At 32.3% G+C, this 20,095-nt stretch carries 14 protein-coding genes and 1 tRNA gene; 10 read left to right on the top strand and 5 right to left on the bottom strand.

What is annotated here, in order from left to right; all coding sequences use genetic code 11:
* Window positions 1–123 precede the first annotated feature (123 nt).
* The 3 genes from rpoB (at window position 124) to P8H50_RS01105 (ending at window position 8,816) form a co-directional block, all read left to right on the top strand.
* Window positions 124–3,936 carry a DNA-directed RNA polymerase subunit beta gene (rpoB, locus tag P8H50_RS01115; RefSeq protein WP_300204658.1) on the top strand — a complete coding sequence of 1,271 codons (3,813 nt, stop codon included), beginning with the start codon at window positions 124–126 and terminating at the stop codon, window positions 3,934–3,936.
* Window positions 3,937–4,008: 72 nt separating this feature from the next.
* Entirely contained in the window at window positions 4,009–8,310 is a 4,302-nt protein-coding gene (gene rpoC / locus P8H50_RS01110) for a DNA-directed RNA polymerase subunit beta' (protein WP_300204654.1), read from the top strand.
* 185 nt (window positions 8,311–8,495) lie between these two features.
* A complete protein-coding gene (locus tag P8H50_RS01105; RefSeq protein WP_300204651.1) occupies window positions 8,496–8,816 on the top strand; it encodes a DUF3467 domain-containing protein in 321 nt (106 codons plus the stop codon).
* 318 nt (window positions 8,817–9,134) lie between these two features.
* Here the strand turns inward: P8H50_RS01105 and P8H50_RS01100 are convergent, their stop codons facing one another.
* On the bottom strand, window positions 9,135–10,724 hold the full coding sequence (locus tag P8H50_RS01100; protein ID WP_300204648.1) for a peptide chain release factor 3: 1,590 nt from the start codon (window positions 10,722–10,724) through the stop codon (window positions 9,135–9,137).
* A gap of 117 nt (window positions 10,725–10,841) precedes the next feature.
* Here P8H50_RS01100 and P8H50_RS01095 point away from each other — a divergent pair, with 117 nt between their 5' ends.
* The 6 genes from P8H50_RS01095 to P8H50_RS01070 all read left to right on the top strand — a co-directional run bounded on the left by P8H50_RS01095 (window position 10,842) and on the right by P8H50_RS01070 (window position 15,111).
* Window positions 10,842–12,557 carry an OmpA family protein gene (locus P8H50_RS01095; RefSeq protein ID WP_300204644.1) on the top strand — a complete coding sequence of 572 codons (1,716 nt, stop codon included), beginning with the start codon at window positions 10,842–10,844 and terminating at the stop codon, window positions 12,555–12,557.
* Between the two features lie 135 nt (window positions 12,558–12,692).
* Complete coding sequence (idi, locus tag P8H50_RS01090; protein WP_300204641.1) at window positions 12,693–13,229, top strand: isopentenyl-diphosphate Delta-isomerase; 537 nt, start codon at window positions 12,693–12,695, stop codon at window positions 13,227–13,229.
* Entirely contained in the window at window positions 13,213–13,623 is a 411-nt protein-coding gene (locus P8H50_RS01085; RefSeq protein WP_300204638.1) for a 6-carboxytetrahydropterin synthase, read from the top strand. Before idi ends, P8H50_RS01085 begins: the two co-directional genes overlap by 17 nt.
* Window positions 13,624–14,601: a type I phosphomannose isomerase catalytic subunit gene (locus tag P8H50_RS01080; RefSeq protein ID WP_300204633.1), complete on the top strand. Its 978-nt coding sequence runs from the start codon at window positions 13,624–13,626 to the stop codon at window positions 14,599–14,601.
* A 112-nt stretch (window positions 14,602–14,713) separates the two neighbouring features.
* Window positions 14,714–14,980: a hypothetical protein gene (locus tag P8H50_RS01075; protein WP_300204630.1), complete on the top strand. Its 267-nt coding sequence runs from the start codon at window positions 14,714–14,716 to the stop codon at window positions 14,978–14,980.
* Between the two features lie 57 nt (window positions 14,981–15,037).
* A tRNA-Thr gene (locus P8H50_RS01070) sits at window positions 15,038–15,111 on the top strand.
* A gap of 119 nt (window positions 15,112–15,230) precedes the next feature.
* Here the strand turns inward: P8H50_RS01070 and P8H50_RS01065 are convergent.
* From P8H50_RS01065 to P8H50_RS01050, 4 genes are all read right to left on the bottom strand, one after another.
* Window positions 15,231–15,929 (bottom strand): DUF4369 domain-containing protein, encoded by a 699-nt coding sequence (locus P8H50_RS01065; RefSeq protein ID WP_300204627.1) that lies wholly within the window; start codon window positions 15,927–15,929, stop codon window positions 15,231–15,233.
* A gap of 54 nt (window positions 15,930–15,983) precedes the next feature.
* The gene (locus P8H50_RS01060; RefSeq protein WP_300204624.1) at window positions 15,984–17,249 is read right to left on the bottom strand and encodes a DUF819 family protein; all 1,266 of its coding nucleotides are present in this window, start codon (window positions 17,247–17,249) and stop codon (window positions 15,984–15,986) included.
* 482 nt (window positions 17,250–17,731) lie between these two features.
* Window positions 17,732–18,655, bottom strand: coding sequence for an alpha/beta hydrolase (locus tag P8H50_RS01055; RefSeq protein WP_300204620.1), 924 nt, complete (start codon window positions 18,653–18,655; stop codon window positions 17,732–17,734).
* Window positions 18,656–18,758: 103 nt separating this feature from the next.
* Window positions 18,759–19,355 carry an alpha-ketoglutarate-dependent dioxygenase AlkB gene (locus P8H50_RS01050; RefSeq protein WP_300204617.1) on the bottom strand — a complete coding sequence of 199 codons (597 nt, stop codon included), beginning with the start codon at window positions 19,353–19,355 and terminating at the stop codon, window positions 18,759–18,761.
* 44 nt (window positions 19,356–19,399) lie between these two features.
* Here P8H50_RS01050 and P8H50_RS01045 point away from each other — a divergent pair, with 44 nt between their 5' ends.
* On the top strand, window positions 19,400–20,065 hold the full coding sequence (locus P8H50_RS01045) for a M15 family metallopeptidase (RefSeq protein ID WP_300204613.1): 666 nt from the start codon (window positions 19,400–19,402) through the stop codon (window positions 20,063–20,065).
* The last annotated feature ends 30 nt before the right edge of the window (window positions 20,066–20,095 follow it).

Below are 20,095 nucleotides of genomic sequence, written 5' to 3'. Positions count from 1 at the left end.
CAATACCAATAGTTTTTACAAAGGTTTAGGTCTAGAGCATGCGCTCTAAGACCTAGACCATTTGTCGTATATAGGTAACACCTATATGCAAGTATATTTTTTTAATCAAAATTTCGTCCATTGATGTTAGTAACACAAGCTGAAAGATTAAATTTCTCGTCTATTATTAATAGAACTGAATATCCAGATTTTATGGATATACAGATAAAATCCTTTCAGGATTTTTTCCAACTTGAAACAAAATCTGAAGAAAGAGGTAATGAAGGTTTATATAATACCTTCATGGAAAACTTTCCAATTACAGATACTCGTAATCAATTCGTATTAGAATTCTTAGATTACTTTATCGATCCACCAAGATATGCTATTGAAGAGTGTATAGAAAGAGGACTTACATATAGCGTTCCATTAAAAGCAAGGTTAAAACTTTACTGTACAGACCCTGAACATGAGGATTTCGAGACCATTGTTCAAGATGTGTATCTAGGAACAATACCTTACATGACACCTTCTGGTACCTTTTGTATCAATGGTGCAGAACGTGTAGTCGTTTCTCAATTACATAGATCTCCAGGTGTGTTTTTTGGACAATCTTTCCATGCAAATGGAACAAAATTATATTCAGCAAGAGTTATTCCTTTCAAAGGGTCTTGGATTGAGTTCGCTACGGACATCAACCAAGTGATGTATGCCTACATTGATAGAAAGAAAAAATTACCTGTTACAACTTTATTCAGAGCTATTGGTTTTGAAAGAGATAAAGATATTCTTGAGATTTTCGACTTAGCCGAAGAGGTAAAAGTTTCAAAATCTGGTTTAAAGAAAATTTTAGGACGTAAACTTGCTGCTCGTGTACTAAATACCTGGCATGAAGATTTCGTAGATGAAGATACAGGAGAAGTGGTATCTATAGAGCGTAACGAAATTGTTCTAGACAGAGATACAGAATTAGATAAAGATAATATTGAAGAAATCCTTGAAGTAGGAGTAAAAACTATTCTTTTACACAAAGAAAGTGCGCAACAAGGAGATTACGCTATTATACATAATACGCTTCAAAAAGATCCAACTAACTCAGAAAAAGAAGCAGTAGAACATATTTACAGACAACTTCGTAATGCTGAGCCACCAGATGAGGAAACAGCACGTGGTATTATAGATAAATTATTCTTTAGTGACCAACGTTATTCTCTTGGAGAAGTAGGTCGTTATAGAATGAACAAGAAATTACAGTTAGATATTGGTATGGATAAGCAAGTGCTTACCAAAGAAGATATTATAACTATTATAAAATATTTAATTGAGTTAATAAACTCAAAAGCAGAGATTGATGATATCGATCACCTTTCTAATCGTCGTGTACGTACAGTTGGTGAGCAATTATCTTCTCAATTTGGTGTAGGTTTAGCACGTATGGCTCGTACTATTCGTGAACGTATGAACGTTCGTGATAACGAAGTCTTTACACCTATCGATTTAATTAATGCAAAGACCTTATCTTCTGTTATTAATTCTTTCTTTGGAACAAACCAATTATCTCAATTTATGGATCAAACCAATCCTCTTGCAGAGATTACGCATAAGCGTCGATTATCAGCTTTAGGACCTGGAGGTTTATCTAGAGAAAGAGCAGGATTCGAGGTTCGTGATGTTCATTACACCCACTACGGAAGACTATGTCCTATCGAAACACCTGAAGGTCCGAACATTGGATTAATTTCGTCTTTATCTGTATATGCAAAAGTGAATTCTATGGGATTCATTGAAACACCATATCGTAAAGTAACAAATGGTGTTGTAGATATTAAAGGAGAACCTATTTATTTAAGTGCCGAAGAAGAAGAAGAGAAATTAATTGCTCAAGCAACTGTAAAAGTTGATGATAATGGTAAAATTCTACACGACAAAGTAATTGCTCGTATGGAAGGCGATTTCCCTGTAATGGATCCAAAAGAAATTCATTACACAGATGTTGCTCCAAACCAAATCTCATCTATTTCGGCTTCATTAATCCCTTTCTTAGAACATGATGATGCCAACCGTGCATTAATGGGTTCTAACATGATGCGTCAAGCTGTACCATTATTACTGCCACAATCACCAATTGTTGGAACAGGTCTAGAAAGACAAGTAGCTTCAGATTCTCGTGTTTTAATTAATGCTGAAGGTGAAGGTGTTGTTGAGTATGTAGATGCAAACGAAATTATTATTAAATACAAGCGTACTGAAGATGAAGCTAAGGTGAGTTTCGATAGTGATACTAAATCTTATCCTTTAGTTAAATACAGAAAAACAAACCAAGGTACTTCTATTAATTTAAAACCTATCGTTAAAAAAGGTGATAAAGTTAAAAAAGGTCAAGTTTTATCAGAAGGTTACGCAACTCAAAAAGGAGAATTAGCTTTAGGAAGAAACATGAAAGTAGCCTTTATGCCTTGGAAAGGGTATAACTTTGAGGATGCAATTGTAATTTCAGAAAAAGTAGTTCGTGAAGATATATTCACATCTATACATATAGATGAATATTCTTTAGATGTAAGAGATACAAAATTAGGTAACGAAGAACTAACTAATGATATTCCTAACGTTTCAGAAGAGGCAACAAAAGACCTTGACGAACATGGAATGATTCGTATTGGTGCAGAAGTAAAGCCAGGAGACATTCTTATAGGAAAAATAACTCCAAAAGGTGAAAGCGATCCTACACCAGAAGAAAAATTATTACGTGCTATTTTTGGAGACAAAGCTGGTGATGTAAAAGATGCATCTTTAAAAGCATCTCCATCATTACATGGTGTAGTAATTAACAAAAAGTTATTTGCTCGTGCCATTAAAGACAAACGCAAAAGAGCTCAAGATAAAGAAGATATTGCTCAATTAGAAGGTGTCTACAATGCTAAGTTTGATGCTTTACAAGCAGTATTAGTTGAAAAACTTTTTACAATTGTAAACGGAAAAACATCACAAGGTATCTTTAACGATTTAGGAGAAGAAGTTTTACCAAAAGGTAAAAAGTTTACTTTAAAAATGTTAAATGCTGTAGATGAATACACGCATTTAACTTCTGGTACTTGGACAACAGATGACAAGACTAATAAGTTAATTGCAGATTTAATTCACAACTACAAGATTAAAGAAAACGACTTACAAGGTTCATTACGTCGTGAGAAGTTTACTATTTCTGTAGGAGATGAGTTGCCAGCAGGTATTATTAAATTAGCTAAAGTTTATATCGCTAAGAAACGTAAGCTTAAAGTTGGTGATAAAATGGCAGGACGTCATGGAAACAAAGGTATTGTAGCACGTATTGTACGTCAAGAAGATATGCCTTTCTTAGAAGATGGAACTCCTGTAGATATCGTATTAAACCCATTAGGTGTACCATCGCGTATGAATATTGGACAAATATACGAAACTGTATTAGGATGGGCTGGACAAAACTTAGGGCGCACATATGCAACACCAATTTTCGATGGAGCTACAATAGATCAAATTAATGAATTAACAGATGAAGCTGGAATTCCAAGATATGGTCATACCTATTTATACGATGGTGGAACAGGTGAGCGTTTCGATCAACCTGCAACGGTTGGTGTAATCTACATGCTTAAATTAGGGCATATGGTAGACGATAAGATGCACGCACGTTCTATTGGACCATACTCATTAATTACACAACAGCCATTAGGTGGTAAAGCACAATTTGGTGGGCAACGTTTTGGTGAGATGGAAGTATGGGCATTAGAAGCCTATGGTGCTTCAGCAACCCTTAGAGAAATCCTTACAGTAAAATCTGATGATGTAGTTGGTAGAGCCAAAACTTACGAAGCAATCGTAAAAGGTGAACCAATGCCAGATCCAGGATTACCAGAATCTTTCAACGTACTTATGCACGAATTGAAAGGATTAGGATTAGACATTAGATTAGAAGAATAAAAAAACTAGTAATCAGTGATCAGTCAGCAGTAAGCACTGCCGACTGAATACTGAGTACTGAATACTAGAAAAATGGCAAGAAAGCAAGATAAGAATACAGTACAGAGATTTAATAAAATCTCAATTGGTTTAGCATCACCAGAGTCTATTTTAGCAGAGTCTAGAGGTGAAGTTTTAAAGCCAGAAACTATTAATTATCGTACACATAAACCAGAAAGAGATGGTTTATTCTGTGAGCGTATTTTTGGTCCTGTAAAAGACTATGAATGTGCTTGTGGTAAATATAAAAGAATTCGTTACAAGGGTATTGTTTGTGACCGTTGTGGTGTAGAAGTAACAGAAAAGAAAGTACGTCGTGATCGCGTAGGGCACATTAACCTTGTTGTTCCTGTAGCTCACATATGGTATTTCCGTTCGTTACCAAATAAAATAGGTTATTTATTAGGTTTACCATCTAAGAAATTAGATATGATTATTTACTACGAACGTTATGTAGTAATACAACCTGGTAATGCTAAAAATGCTGAAGGAGAACCATTACAAAAAATGGATTTCTTAACTGAAGAAGAATATCTAAATATTTTAGAAGTACTTCCTCAAGATAACAATTATTTAGAAGATACAGACCCAAATAAGTTTATTGCTAAAATGGGAGCTGAGTGTCTTATAGACCTATTAGCTCGTATTGATTTAGATAGTTTATCTTTCGAATTACGTCACAAAGCCAACACAGAAACGTCTAAGCAGCGTAAAACGGAAGCTTTAAAACGTCTTCAAGTTGTAGAAGCTTTACGTGAGTCTAATTTAAATAGAGAAAACCGTCCAGAATGGATGATTTTAAAAGTTGTGCCAATTATTCCGCCAGAATTAAGACCATTAGTGCCTCTAGATGGTGGACGTTTCGCAACTTCAGATTTAAATGATTTATACCGTCGTGTAATTATACGTAACAACCGTTTAAAGAGACTTGTTGAGATTAAAGCTCCAGAAGTAATCTTACGAAACGAAAAACGTATGTTACAAGAATCTGTAGATTCATTATTAGATAACACACGTAAGTCATCAGCAGTAAAAACAGATTCTAACAGACCCTTAAAATCTTTATCAGATTCACTTAAAGGTAAGCAAGGACGTTTCCGTCAAAACTTACTAGGTAAGCGTGTAGATTATTCAGCACGTTCTGTAATTGTTGTTGGCCCAGAATTAAAATTATTCGAATGTGGTTTGCCTAAAAATATGGCTGCCGAACTGTACAAGCCATTCATTATTCGTAAATTAATCGAAAGAGGAATTGTAAAAACAGTCAAATCTGCAAAGAAAATTATAGACAAAAAAGAGCCAGTGGTTTGGGATATCTTGGAAAACGTTCTAAAAGGACATCCAGTATTACTAAACCGTGCGCCTACGCTTCACCGATTAGGAATTCAGGCCTTCCAGCCTAAATTAATAGAAGGTAAAGCTATACAATTACACCCATTAGCATGTGCAGCATTCAACGCCGATTTTGATGGTGATCAAATGGCTGTGCATTTACCTTTAGGTCCAGAAGCTATTTTAGAATGTCAAATGTTAATGTTGGCATCTCATAACATATTAAATCCAGCAAATGGAGCTCCTGTAACTGTACCATCACAGGATATGGTACTTGGTCTGTATTACATGACCAAGTTACGTACATCAACACCAGAAGTTCCAGTTAAAGGTGAAGGTTTAACTTTTTATTCTGCTGAAGAAGTAAATATCGCTTATAATGAAAAGCGTGTAGACTTAAATGCACAAATTAAAGTAAGAACAATAGATTTCAATGAAGCAGGAGAATTAGTACCTCAAATTGTTGAAACAACTACTGGTCGTGTATTATTTAACGAAAAAGTACCAGCTGCAGCAGGATATATTAATCAAGTATTAACCAAGAAATCTCTAAGAGATATTATTGGCGATATTTTAAAAGTAACAAGTGTACCAGAAACAGCAGCTTTCTTAGATGAAATTAAAACCTTAGGATACTTATTTGCATTCAAAGGAGGATTATCATTTAGTTTAGGAGATATTATTATTCCACCAGAAAAACAATCTATGATTGATGCTGCCAACAAAAAAGTGGATGGTATTACTGGTAACTATAACATGGGACTTATTACTAATAACGAACGTTATAACCAAGTAATTGATATTTGGACGTCTACCAATGCAGAATTGACAGAATTGTCCATGAAACGTATTAGAGAAGACCAACAAGGATTTAACTCGGTGTTTATGATGCTTGACTCTGGAGCACGTGGATCTAAAGAACAGATTCGCCAGCTTACAGGAATGCGTGGATTAATGGCAAAGCCAAAAAAATCAACTGCAGGTGGAGGATCTATTATTGAAAATCCAATTCTTTCTAACTTTAAAGAAGGGCTTTCAATTTTAGAATACTTTATTTCTACTCACGGTGCACGTAAAGGTCTTGCCGATACAGCACTTAAAACAGCAGATGCAGGTTACTTAACACGTCGTTTAGTAGATGTTTCTCAAGATGTTATTGTAAACAGTGTAGATTGTGGAACATTAAGAGGAGTAGAAGTTTCAGCTTTAAAGAAAAATGATGAAGTTGTAGAAAAATTAGGTGCACGTGTTCTAGGACGTATTGCACTTAATGATGTGTACAACCCATTAACCGAAGAACTAATAGTAGAAGCAGGACAATTAATAGAAGAAGATATTGCTGCCGCAATAGAAGCATCTCCAATTGATGCTGTTGAAGTACGTTCACCATTAAGTTGTGAAGCTAAAAAAGGAATCTGTGCGCAATGTTACGGAAGAAACTTAGCAACAAATAAAATGGTACAACGTGGTGAAGCTGTTGGAGTTGTAGCTGCGCAATCTATTGGAGAACCAGGAACACAGTTAACACTTCGTACATTCCACGTAGGTGGTATTGCAGGAAATATTTCTGAAGAGAATAAGCTAGCTGTTAAATTTGATGGAATTGCTGAAATTGAAGAATTAAAAACGGTTAAAGGTGAAGATAAAGAAGGAAATGCAGTAGATATTGTAATTTCTCGTACTTCAGAAATTAAACTTGTAGATAAGAAAACAGGTATTACATTAAGTACAAATAATATTCCTTATGGTTCTACTATAGAAGTCAAAAATGGAGACAAGTTAAAAGCTGGAGATGTAGTTTGTACTTGGGATCCTTATAACGGTGTAATTATTTCTGAATTTGCAGGAAAAGTGAGATATGAAAATATCGAGCAAGGTGTTACTTATCAAGTAGAAATTGATGAACAAACAGGGTTCCAAGAAAAAGTAATTTCAGAATCTAGAAACAAGAAATTAATACCAACGCTTATTGTAGAAGATAGTAAAGGAGAAGCCATTCGTTCTTACAACTTACCAGTAGGTGCGCACATAATGATAGACGATGGAGAAAAAGTTAAGATTGGTAAAGTCTTAGTTAAAATCCCTCGTAAATCTTCTAAAGCTGGTGATATTACTGGTGGTTTACCAAGAGTAACAGAGTTGTTTGAAGCTCGTAACCCATCTAATCCAGCAGTAGTTAGTGCAATTGATGGTGTTGTTTCTTTCGGGAAAATTAAAAGAGGTAATCGTGAGATTATTGTAGAATCTAAATTAGGAGATATTAAGAAATACTTAGTAAAATTATCAAGTCAAATTCTTGTTCAAGAAAATGATTTTATTAAAGCTGGTATGCCTTTATCTGATGGTTCTATAACACCAAACGATATTCTAAATATTAAAGGACCTGCGGCTGTACAACAATACTTAGTGAACGAAGTTCAAGAAGTATACCGTTTACAAGGTGTAAAAATTAACGATAAGCATTTTGAAGTTGTTGTTAGACAAATGATGCGTAAAGTGAGAATTATTGATTCTGGAGATACAATTTTCCTAGAAGATCAATTGGCTCATAAAGCTGATTTTATCGAAGAAAACGATGCTATTTTTGGTAAAAAAGTAGTTGAAAATGCAGGAGATTCTACTAACTTAAAAGAAGGGCAAATTATAACGGCTTTCGAATTAAGAGATGAGAATTCCTTACTACGTCGTGAAGATAAAGCTTTGGTTGTAGCAAGAGATGCAAAATCTGCAACAGCAACACCAATACTGCAAGGTATTACAAGAGCGTCGTTACAAACTAAATCGTTTATTTCTGCGGCATCGTTCCAGGAAACAACAAAAGTACTTAACGAAGCTGCTGTAGCAGGTAAAGTAGATTCTTTAGAAGGTCTTAAAGAAAATGTTATTGTTGGTCATAGAATTCCAGCAGGAACAGGTATGAGATCTTACGAAAAGATTATAGTAGGTTCTAAAGAAGAGTTCGATCAAATGTTAAAATCTAAAGAAGAAGTAAATTACAATTAAATAAGAATCGGATTTCACCAAACAAAGGCAAAGTGAAATCTGCAACTCAAATTTAGTCCAACGCAGGTTGGGATCTCTCTAAGAGATAGTATTTAAAAAGTCCTGCTAAATTTAGCAGGACTTTTTAGTAAAACGAAATACAATAATAAGACTTTCAGTATCACGGAAGCGTAAACAACTTTACAATGGCAGATAATAAAGATAATAAACCAAAACCAAATCAAATAAACATAGAATTAGACGAGAAAGTAGCAGAAGGTACTTATTCTAATCTTGCAATAATTAATCATTCTGTATCAGAATTTGTTGTAGACTTTGTAAGTGTCATGCCTGGAACACCAAAAAGTAAAGTAAAGTCTAGAATCATACTAACACCACAACATGCTAAACGATTATTAAAAGCATTAAACGATAACGTAAAGCGTTTTGAAAAAGCACATGGTGAAATCAAGGATTATGAGCAACCTCCAATTCCGTTAAATTTCGGTCCAACAGGACAAGCCTAATTTTTTGGAGGTGCTCAAAATATTTTTTTTGAGCAACCTCTCAATGCCGTTAAATTTCGGACCAACAGTTCAAGTTTTATTCTAAAAACAAAAAACTCTAAATATACATTTAGAGTTTTTTTGTTTAAAATTCAAATGGATAACTCATTAAGAAAGATTATAATTATAATTTATAATTATTTTAAAATTAATAACATTTAGTTATTTTAACAAAAAAATCAAGCGATATAAGCTCTTTTTATTGAGTTTTAAAATATAAATAACTAAATATAGCTTCTGTGTTATAAAAACCCTTAAAAGTGTTTAAAATAGTTTTTTTTATTTAAACTCTGAAACATAATGAAATTTTACACTTGGGTATTTTTGTTGTGTCATTTGTAACGAAAATGAAGAATCTGCTAAAAACACCAACTGTCCTCTTTTATCTTTTGCTAAAAAACGTTGTTTTACTCTTTTAAACGCTGCAAATTCTTCATTTTTCTTATCTGTTGGTTCAACCCAACAAGCTTTAAATACATTTAGATTTTCATAGGTGCATTTTGCTCCATATTCATGCTCTAAACGGTATTGTATTACCTCATATTGTAAGGCGCCTACTGTTCCAATTACCTTCCTTCCGTTCAATTCTAAGGTAAATAATTGTGCAACACCTTCATCCATGAGTTGGTAAATACCTTTATTAAGCTGTTTAGATTTTAATGGATCTGCATTATTTATATATCTAAAATGTTCTGGCGAGAAGCTTGGCACTCCTTTATAATTCAGCACTTCACCTTCTGTTAAGGTATCTCCAATTTTAAAGGTTCCAGTGTCTTGCAAACCTACTATATCTCCAGGATACGAGATGTCAACAATTTCTTTTTTCTCAGCAAAAAAAGCATTTGGGCTAGAAAATTTTACTTTTTTATTATGCCTAACATGTAAATATGGTGTGTTTCTTTTAAATTCACCTGAAACAATTTTAATAAAAGCTAAACGATTTCTATGATTAGGATCCATATTGGCATGAATTTTAAATACAAAACCGGTAAAATCTGTTTCATCTGGTTTTACAAGGCGTTCTTCACTCTGTTTCGCTCTTGGTTTTGGAGCAATATCAACAAAGCAATCTAGTAATTCGCGAACTCCAAAACTATTTAATGCAGAACCAAAAAAAACGGGTTGTAATTTTCCTTCTAAATAATCTTGATTGTTAAATTTAGGATAAATACCTTCTACTAATTCTATTTCTTCTCTTAGCGTATTTGCAGATTTTTCTCCAACTAAATTATTTAATTCTTTAGAGTTTAAGTCTGAAATTTCAATAGTTTCTTCAATGTTTTTTCTGCTATCTCCACTAAAAAGGTTAATGTTCTTTTCCCAAATGTTATAAATACCTTTAAAATCATAACCCATTCCAATAGGAAAACTTAAAGGGGTTACTACTAAACCTAATTTTTGTTCAATTTCATCTAAAAGTTCAAAAGCATCTTTCCCTTCACGATCCATTTTATTTATAAAAACAATCATTGGTATATTTCGCATTCGGCAAACTTCTACAAGTTTTTCGGTTTGTTCCTCAACACCTTTGGCTACATCAATTACTACAATAACACTATCTACTGCAGTTAAGGTTCTAAATGTATCTTCTGCAAAATCTTTATGTCCAGGAGTATCTAATATATTGATTTTGATTCCGTTATACTCAAAAGCTAATACAGAAGTAGCAACACTAATTCCACGTTGTCTTTCTATTTCCATAAAATCACTAGTAGCTCCTTTTTTAATTTTATTGCTCTTTACAGCACCAGCTTCTTGGATAGCTCCTCCAAATAATAATAGCTTTTCTGTTAAAGTAGTTTTACCAGCATCTGGATGTGAAATAATACCAAAAGTTCTTCTTCTGTTAATTTCTTTTAAAAATTTCATTTAGTGTTAATTTTCAGCAAATATAATTTTAAAGGCTATATATATTTAAGTTTTTTGCTTTAATTATGGTTTTTTTGTTAAATCACCAAATTAATTAAATTAAATTAAATACTAGCCTTGAAAGCTAATAAAGACTATGCTGAGTCAGATAAATGGATGACAAAGTTTCATGAGTCAGATAAAGAAGATTTAAGAGGACGTGCTTTTATGGCTACAAAAGATTACAAAGAGAAAATTGAAGCCATTAACAATAAAATGAAGGTCTATAACCTAGACATTAATACATCAAAATCAGATTTTGGTACAGCCCAATACCAAAAACAACTAGTATTTGCCTCTTCAAGATTAAGAATTGATTCAACATCAAAAGACAATAATATAGAAAGATATATCTGGAACAATGAGCCATATTTAGACCTTTACACAGCCGAAAAGATAAATGACAGTTCTTATAAAAAGGTAACACCTTATAAAGAAGTAATAAACACCAAGTATCATGAATCATCAGTTTCGTTTACACCAAACGAACGCATTATGTTTTTTACAAGAAATAATTATTTCCAAGAAGAATATAAAGATGATGGAAATGGCACAAACAAGTTAAAATTATTTAGGGCTTTTTCTCAAAGTTACGATCAATGGGATGATATAGAATCTGTTCATTTTAATAGTGATGAGTATAGTGTCGCACATCCATCCGTTAATATAGATGGTACAAAAATATATTTTGCATCAGACATGCCAGGAACAACAGGGATGTCAGATATATATGTAGCAGATTTAAATAGAGATGGCACTTTAGGTGAGCCTATTAATCTTGGTACAGCAGTCAATACAGAAGGGCAAGAAACGTTTTCGTTTATAAACGAAAAAGGTGATTTATTTTTTGCATCAAACGGTTTACCAGGATTAGGAGGACTAGACGTTTATGTGATTAGAGATTTTGAGAATAAGTTTGCAAACAATCAGCCATTACCAGCAGAAAATTTAGGACGTCCAATCAACAGTTCTAACGATGATTTTGCCTATTATGAGAACTTGGGTACAGCCGAAGGTTTTTTCTCATCAAATAGACCAGGAGGTAAAGGCGGAGACGATATTTATTCCTTTAAAGCATACCATCCAGAAGATTGTAAGCAAGAAGTTACAGGTGTTGTAAAAGACAAAAAAACTGGCGAAATTATTCCTTATGCAACCGTAACTTTATTTGATGCAGATTTAGAAGTTGTTAAAGAAATAACAGTTGGTGCAGATGCAGCATTTCATTTTAATTTAGAATGTGACACACAATATGTAGTACGTGGTGAGAAGGAAAAATATTCATCAGACGAAAAACGTATCACCACTCCAAAAACAGATTTAAGACTAAATTTAGAATTAGATTTAGCATTGGATTTAACATTAGAATTAGATCCTTTAATTACAGTGCCAGATATAGCCATTGGTACAGATGTAACAAAGATTTTAGGTATCAACATTATCTATTTTGATTTTGATAAAGACTTTATACGTAGTCCAGATGCAACAAGTGAATTACAGAAAGTTATCTTGTTTATGAAAACGTATCCAACAGTAGAGATAGACGTGCGTTCTCATACAGATTGTAGAGCAAGTATGGCCTATAATGATGATTTATCTGCAAGACGTAATAAATCTACCATAAATTATATTGTAGAAAAAGGTGGGATAGATAGAAGTAGATTAACTGGTAGAGGCTATGGGGAGAGAGAGTTAGTTAACGATTGTGCCTGCAAACCTACTAATAAATCTAAATGTACCGAAGCACAACACGATTTAAACAGACGTAGTGAGTTTATTTTAACAAAAAAATAAGTAATAATTTTTATAAAAATGAAGGCTGCTTTTTTAAGCAGCCTTTTTTTTGCAAAATACAATAGTGCTAAATTAAACTTAAAAGCAACTTATTGTTTTTCTCTATTTTGTAAATTTGCTTTGCATATAAAAAATATGGAAGAAGAAAAAGTAATTTTAGTAAACGAAAAAGACGAGCAAATAGGATTAATGCCTAAAATGGAAGCACATGAAAAGGCATTATTACATCGTGCGTTTTCTGTTTTTGTTTTTAATAGTAAAAACCAATTAATGTTGCAGCAACGCGCATTAACTAAATACCATTCTCCTGGATTATGGACTAATACATGTTGTAGTCATCAAAGAGCAGGAGAAAGCAATCTACAAGCTGGAAAAAGACGTTTACAAGAAGAAATGGGCTTTACAACACCTTTAAAAGAGAAAACATCTTTTATTTATAAAGCACCTTTTGATAATGGATTAACAGAACATGAGCTAGATCACATTATGGTTGGTTACTTCGAAAAAGAACCAAATATTAATAAAGAAGAAGTAGAAAGTTGGAAGTGGATGCAACTAGAAGATGTAAAGAAAGATATAAGTGAACAACCAGAGTTATACACCGCTTGGTTTAAGATAATTTTTGATAAGTTCTATCAATTTATAAACATAACAAATGAAAGTAACAGTTAGTAGACGCGCACATTTTAATTCAGCACACAGACTCTATAGAAAAGATTGGAGCGATGAAAAAAACAATGCAGTTTTTGGAAAATGTAACAATCCTAACTATCATGGTCATAATTACGAATTGATTGCAAGTGTTACAGGAGATATAGATCTAGAAACAGGATTTGTAATGGATGTGAAAATTCTAAAAGACATTATTAAAACGGAAGTTGAAGATGCATTCGATCATAAAAACTTAAATTTAGATGTTTCAGAGTTTAAAGATTTAAATCCTACAGCAGAAAATATAGTTGTAGTTATCTATAAAAAAATAAAAGCAAAATTAGACTCGAACCTAGATTTAGAGGTCGTTTTATACGAAACACCAAGAAATTTTGTCAGCTATTCAGGTCAATAAATGGCATTAAAAGCGCTTTATCCAATTAAATTCCAGCCCATATTTAAAGAAAAAATTTGGGGAGGAAATAAATTAAAATCGGTTTTAGAAAAAGAAACCGATGGTGAAAGTGTAGGAGAAAGTTGGGAAATAAGCGATATTGATGGAGACACTTCTATTGTACTTAATGGTTCACTAAAAGGCGAATCGCTTAAAAGTTTATTAAAAGCTTATACTTCAGATTTAATAGGTAAGAAAAACTATTCTATTTTTGGAGACAAATTTCCATTGCTTATTAAATTTATTGATGCTAAAACAGATTTGTCAATACAATTACATCCTAACGATGCATTAGCCAAAAAAAGGCACAACTCTTTTGGTAAAACAGAAATGTGGTATGTTATGGATGCAGACAAAGATTCAAACTTAATAGTAGGTTTTAATCAAAAAATGGATTCAGATAAATATCTTAAACATTTAAAAAATAATACACTTACAGAAATTTTAAATTTCGATAGAGTAAAAACAGGAGATACTTATTTTATAGAAGTGGGTCGAGTGCATGCCATTGGTGCAGGAGTAATGTTAGCCGAAATACAACAAACTAGCGATATTACTTATCGTGTTTACGATTGGGATAGAGTAGATGCTAGCGGAAACTCTAGAGATTTGCATAACGATTTAGCTATAGACGCTATTAATTTTAATATGAAAGATAATTTTAGAGTAGACTATTCTAAAATTAAAAATGTAGCAAATACACTTGTTAATTGTTCATATTTTACAACAAATTATCTACCAATAGATTCAGAAATACTTTTAAGAGAGAATACTTTTGATTCCTTTATTATTTATATGTGTGTAGAAGGCGAAGCAACTATATCCACTATCAAACACTCAGAAACTATAAAAAAAGGAGAGACAATATTACTGCCAGCAATAATTAAATCTTTTAAAATTGAAGCAGAAACTGCAGTATTGCTAGAGGTTTATGTTTAGACATTTATTTCTGGTAAAAAATAATTCGGTTTAACTTTTAAACAGTTCATACTTTTCAAGTATTTAATCCAAAATATTTCTTTACTTTTGCAAACTAAATAAATTTAATATTATGGCAAATAAAAGAGACCTAAAAAAAGACATTAATTATGTGTTAGGTGATATTATTGAAGCAGTTTACGTTTGGGAATACTCAAATTCAAGTAAAGACACAAAAAAAAGTGAAGCAGTTATTGACGACGCTATTAAAGTTTTTGATGATTTAATTGCACAAGTTAATGCAAAAGATGTAGAAAATAAGAAAGCACATTTTAAGGCAATTAACTCACAATTAGAGTCTAAAGGTCGCGAATTAATAGAAAGAATAAATAAACTGTAAAAAGTTTAAAAAAAAGTTTGCAAATATCATTTACAAAATTATATTTGCACTCGTTTCGCCGATGTAGCTCAGCTGGCTAGAGCAGCTGATTTGTAATCAGCAGGTCGTGGGTTCGAGTCCCTCCATCGGCTCATAATTAACATCAGTTATTAATTTAATTGAGGTTTTTTTTATTCCAGTTTTTACTTAATAAAAAAACCACCTAAATAGTAACTTTATAGGTGGTTTTTGTTTAGAAAAGGCTAAGAGATTATTCTTCCTTTTTAATTTTATCTATAAAGCGTTGTAATTCTTTCCCGTAGTTTGAAGCTTTTACTCTAGGTGTCAAAGTATCGTTTACAATATCTAAAAACTTAATATTGGCATTGTATAATTCTGTTAACGCTAAATAAGGAGCAACTTCACTATCATTATTACTAATTGCAAAGTTTACTGTATACAGGTATTTTCTTTTTTCAAGGTTTTTATATGTCTTTTCTGTTTGGTTAATAAGAGCTGTGTCGTTATCCTTTAAAGCTTCAAAACTCTCTTTAATAAGTTCTAAGTTTTTATTTTTAAATTTTGAATTCATACTTAAATACTCTTCAAGTGTTTCTTGTTGTTTAGAACCTTTTATTTCAGCATCGTAAGTAAATTGTTTTAGAGTGGTATTAATTTCTGTAATTCCCTTATCTCCAAAAAAAGTAATCCTGTTTTCATCACTATCATTTTTGTCTAAAGACAAGTAAAAAACCTCAGGACTTTCGATAGTAGTTTGCAATCTAAAATTAGAATCTTTACCAACTAACATAGAGTCTATTATTGCTAAAGTAGAGTCGTTAGCTTTTTTTAAGTACACAGTTCCTTTTTTTAAACCTTTAATGGTTCCTTTTACAATAAGCGTATCTGAAGTTTCATTTCCACAAGAAAAAAGGAAACAAACGCTTAATAAGATTAGTAATTTTTGCATGTTTATTTTTTGAAATTTTAAGAGCGCAAATATGAAATAAAAATTAATTAAATACTAACCAGTAGCAGCTATTCTCATTAATTCTGCACAAAGAATTGCACCATAAGTTCCTACAACGTATCCAAACACTGCTAATAGTGCTCCTACAGTAGCTAATGAAGGATGAAAAGCAGCAGCGACAATTGGAGCAGAGGCTGCACCACCTACATTGGCTTGACTTCCAACTGCTAAAAAGAAATAAGGCGCCTTAATTAATTTAGCGACTAGAACTAATAAACCAGCGTGTATGGTCATCCATACAATACCTATCATTATAAGTCCTGGTTTTTCAAAAATACCTCCTAAATCCATTTTCATACCAATAGTAGCTACTAGAATGTAAATAAAAATACTTCCAATTTTACTTGCACCTGCACCTTCATAGTTTTTTGCTTTTGTAAAAGAGAGTAATACGCCAATTAATGTTGCTATAGAGATTAGCCAAAAGAAACCACTACCAAAAGAAGATAGTGCGCTTTTAGGATCACTAACAGCTTCAAAATTGTTCTTTAAGAAAGTTGTGATTTGTTCAGACCCAAAATGAGCAATACCAACAGCAGTAAATGCAATCATTAGTATTACCATATAATCGTTAAGCTTAGGATTTCTTACTGTTTTACCAGCAAAATCTTCCATTTTTGCTTGAAGTGCGTCTATTGCGGAATTATCTGCTTTAAGCCATTTGTCTATTTTTGCTCTTTTACCAATACCAAGTAATAAAAAAGCCATCCAAACATTAGCAACAAAAATATCGACTATTACCATTCCTCCATATTTTTCTGGATTGTATTGGTATATTTCTAACATGGCTGCTTGGTTTGCACCACCACCAATCCAACTTCCAGCAAGTGTAGAGAGTCCTCTCCATACAGCATCAAAATCTGCTCCACCAACTGTTTCAGGTGAAAATATAGAAATTAATAAAATAGCCAAAGGGCCACCTATTATAATGCCAATAGTTCCAGTTAAAAACATGATTAACGCTTTTGGACCTAGATTAAAAACGGCTTTTAAATCTATACTTAATGTAAATAATACCAAAGAGGCTGGTAAAAAATAACGACTCGCTACAAAATAAGCTTTTGATGTCTCTGGATCTACCCAACCAAACAAGCTAAATAATGAAGGAATAAAGTAGCACATTAATAAAGCAGGTACAAACTTGTAAAATGTTTTCCAAAAGCCTGTTTTAATGTTTTCTGTATAGAAAACAAAACCCAAGGCGAGCATTAATAGCCCAAAAACAATAGCATCGTTAGAGAAAGGTAGTGTAATGTCCATATTTAGTTTAATTAGTTCCCGCAAAATACCAAATAAAAACATGATAAAAAAGACTGCTAAATAAAGTTTGGCACGCAAATTGAAATATGTTAAGTAATTACTACAACGACTATTTTAGAGTGTGGTTACTTTAAATTAAGAGTAGTAATTATCATATTTGGTTGGTTAGTATGGAAAAGCGTCTTTTTTAAGGCGCTTTTTCTATTTCTACTATTTATTTAAAAATATATGTGTGAAACTTATCATAAAATATTACGACTTTAATTATGTAAATAAAGTTTGGCACGCAAATTGATATATGATTAATAATTACTACAACGACTATTTTAGAGTGTGGTTACTTTAAACTAAGAGTGGTAATTATCATATTTTTGGTTGGTTAGTATGAAAAAGCGTCTTTTTTAAGACGCTTTTTCTATTTAGGTATATTGGAAATAAAAAAGACTCACAGTGTTATGAGTCATTTTTTAGGATGCATTTTTTTATTTTGCAAACTCAACAATAGCTTCTATAAGCTCCATAGATAATTTTCTTCCAGGTTCGTTATAAGACTTAGAATTTTCTAAATTATCACCTTCTATAGGAACTAGTATATGATTCATTTTTTCAATAATTAGTAACTCTGCTTTTGGTGAAGCTTCTTTAAGTAGTTTTGCTTCAGCCTCTGTGACCTGTAAATCTTTAGTTCCATTAATTAGTAAAATTGGCATGTCAAGTTTTTTAATTTCATTTACAGGATTGTAAGACATCCAATTAGAGATAAAAGGCTGTACTTCTATATTAAAAATCGAAATTAGAGCAGGTGGAAAGGCGGTAGTTGTTTTGCCTTCTTCTAAAACCTTAAAGACACGTTTGGTGTCTTCTAAAAACATTGGTGCAGTTTTTTCTACTTGCTCAATAATTACTTTGTCTATAGACTGTCCTGCTCCTGCAAGCGATATAAAACCGTCTGCTTTATCTTGTGCTGCTAGCATACCAACTAAACTACCTTGACTGTGCCCAGCGATATAGATTTTGTTATAATTTTGAGTGGCTTTAAAATAAGAAAGAACAGCTTTTGCATCTAATACAAAATCATCAAACATAATGTTTTTATCTACATTGCCTTTTTTTATTTGCTTTACTATACGCTTATCATAACGAAAAGTTGCGATGTTGTTGGAAGCTAGTCCTTCGGCTAATTTTTTAAGAGAATTACCTTTTAAAAAATTCTGATTCCCATCGCGATCTGTTGGTCCAGAACCTGCTATAATAATTATTAGATTTTGTTTTTTACTAGATTCTGGAGTTAGTAATGTACCATCAATAAGTTTATTTATGGCGATGTCTTGAGCTGTAAAACTTCTCTCTTGAGAGAAACTTAAACTAGAAACAAGAAATAAAACAATTAAAAATTTAATTTTCATAAAATCTGTATTTAAATAACACTTTACAAAAGCAAAGCCATTTGTAAAAGTACAACGCAAATTTACGCTTAAATATTTAAGAATTAAGTGTTTTATTTTAGGGTTAAGATGCAATTATTCTAAACGTAAGGTTAATTCTAGGCTCAACTTGTTTTTTTGTTTTTGCAATTTGGTGTAACCAATGGTGTTGTGTTGTGCCTTGCATGAGTAATAAACTACCGTTTTCTAGTAGTAGTTTTTGTTTTAAGTTTTTGTCTTTTCTATGTTTTAAATTAAAATAACGAGCTGCACCAAAAGTAACCGAAGCTATTATAGGATTCTTACCTAACTCCTTTTCGTTGTCTGCATGCCAACCGTTACTATCGTTACCTGTTCTATACAAATTTGCTAAGCATGTAGTGAATTTAACATTAACTTTGGTTTCAATTTTAGACTTTATTTTTAATAAAGTGTCTGTAAATACTTTAGGTTGCATAGTAATATTAGAGTAGCTATACGGTCTATTGTTGTTTGCAAATAATGCTGTTAGTCTTGGTTGAGGATAGGTTTTTCCAAAAACTTTTATATCATCCTGTTTCCAATTAGTTTCATTTAAAATGGTGTTGAAAAAGGCTTGTGCTTCCTCTTGAGAGAAGAAATTAGGGAAATAACTTATTTCTGCATCTGGTAAATTGAGGTGTATTTCTTCTGAAGAAAACATAAAAAACTAATTATTTCTCTAAATTAGCTTATAAATTCTTTACAATGAAATTTGCTTATAGCTTTTTGCTAACTTTAATCTCACTAGTTGCTTTCGCTCAATTACCTGAAGGTTTTGTGTATGCTAAAATTGAAATTCCTAATATTGAGGTAGACCTGCAATACTGTGGTGATAATAATTTTGTTGGCGAAATAATAGACGGTTACCATGCTAATGTTGCAATTATGACTACCCAAACAGCTGCAGCTTTAAAGCTTGTGCAAGCAGAATTGGCTAAGCAAAATCTGTCTATAAAAATTTATGACGCTTATAGACCACAACGCGCTGTTAATCATTTTGTACGTTGGGCAAAGGTTGTAAATGATACGTTAATGAAAAAGCAATTTTACCCAAGAGTAGACAAGAAAAATTTATTTAGAGATGGTTATATCGCTTCTAAATCTAGGCATAGCAGTGGTAGTACTTTAGATGTTACCTTAGTAAATTTAAAAACAGGAGAAGTGCTAGATATGGGATCAACTTACGATTTTTTTGGAAGCGAATCTTGGGTGGAAAATAAAAACTTAACTAAAGTACAATCTAAAAACAGACAAACATTACAAGAAGTGATGCTAAACAATGGCTTTAGAAACTATGCTCAAGAATGGTGGCATTTTACTTTAAGAGGCGAGCCTTACAGAAACCAGTATTTCGATTTTTTAGTAGAGTAGGATATTGTTTTGGTTAAGTGTATTCCTAAA

Origin of the sequence: Lacinutrix sp. (genome assembly GCF_029238095.1) — a bacterium.
Lineage (GTDB): Bacteria > Bacteroidota > Bacteroidia > Flavobacteriales > Flavobacteriaceae > Lacinutrix.
The sequence above is the reverse complement of the archived record's forward strand: the minus strand, read 5'-3'. Positions and strand labels throughout refer to the sequence as shown.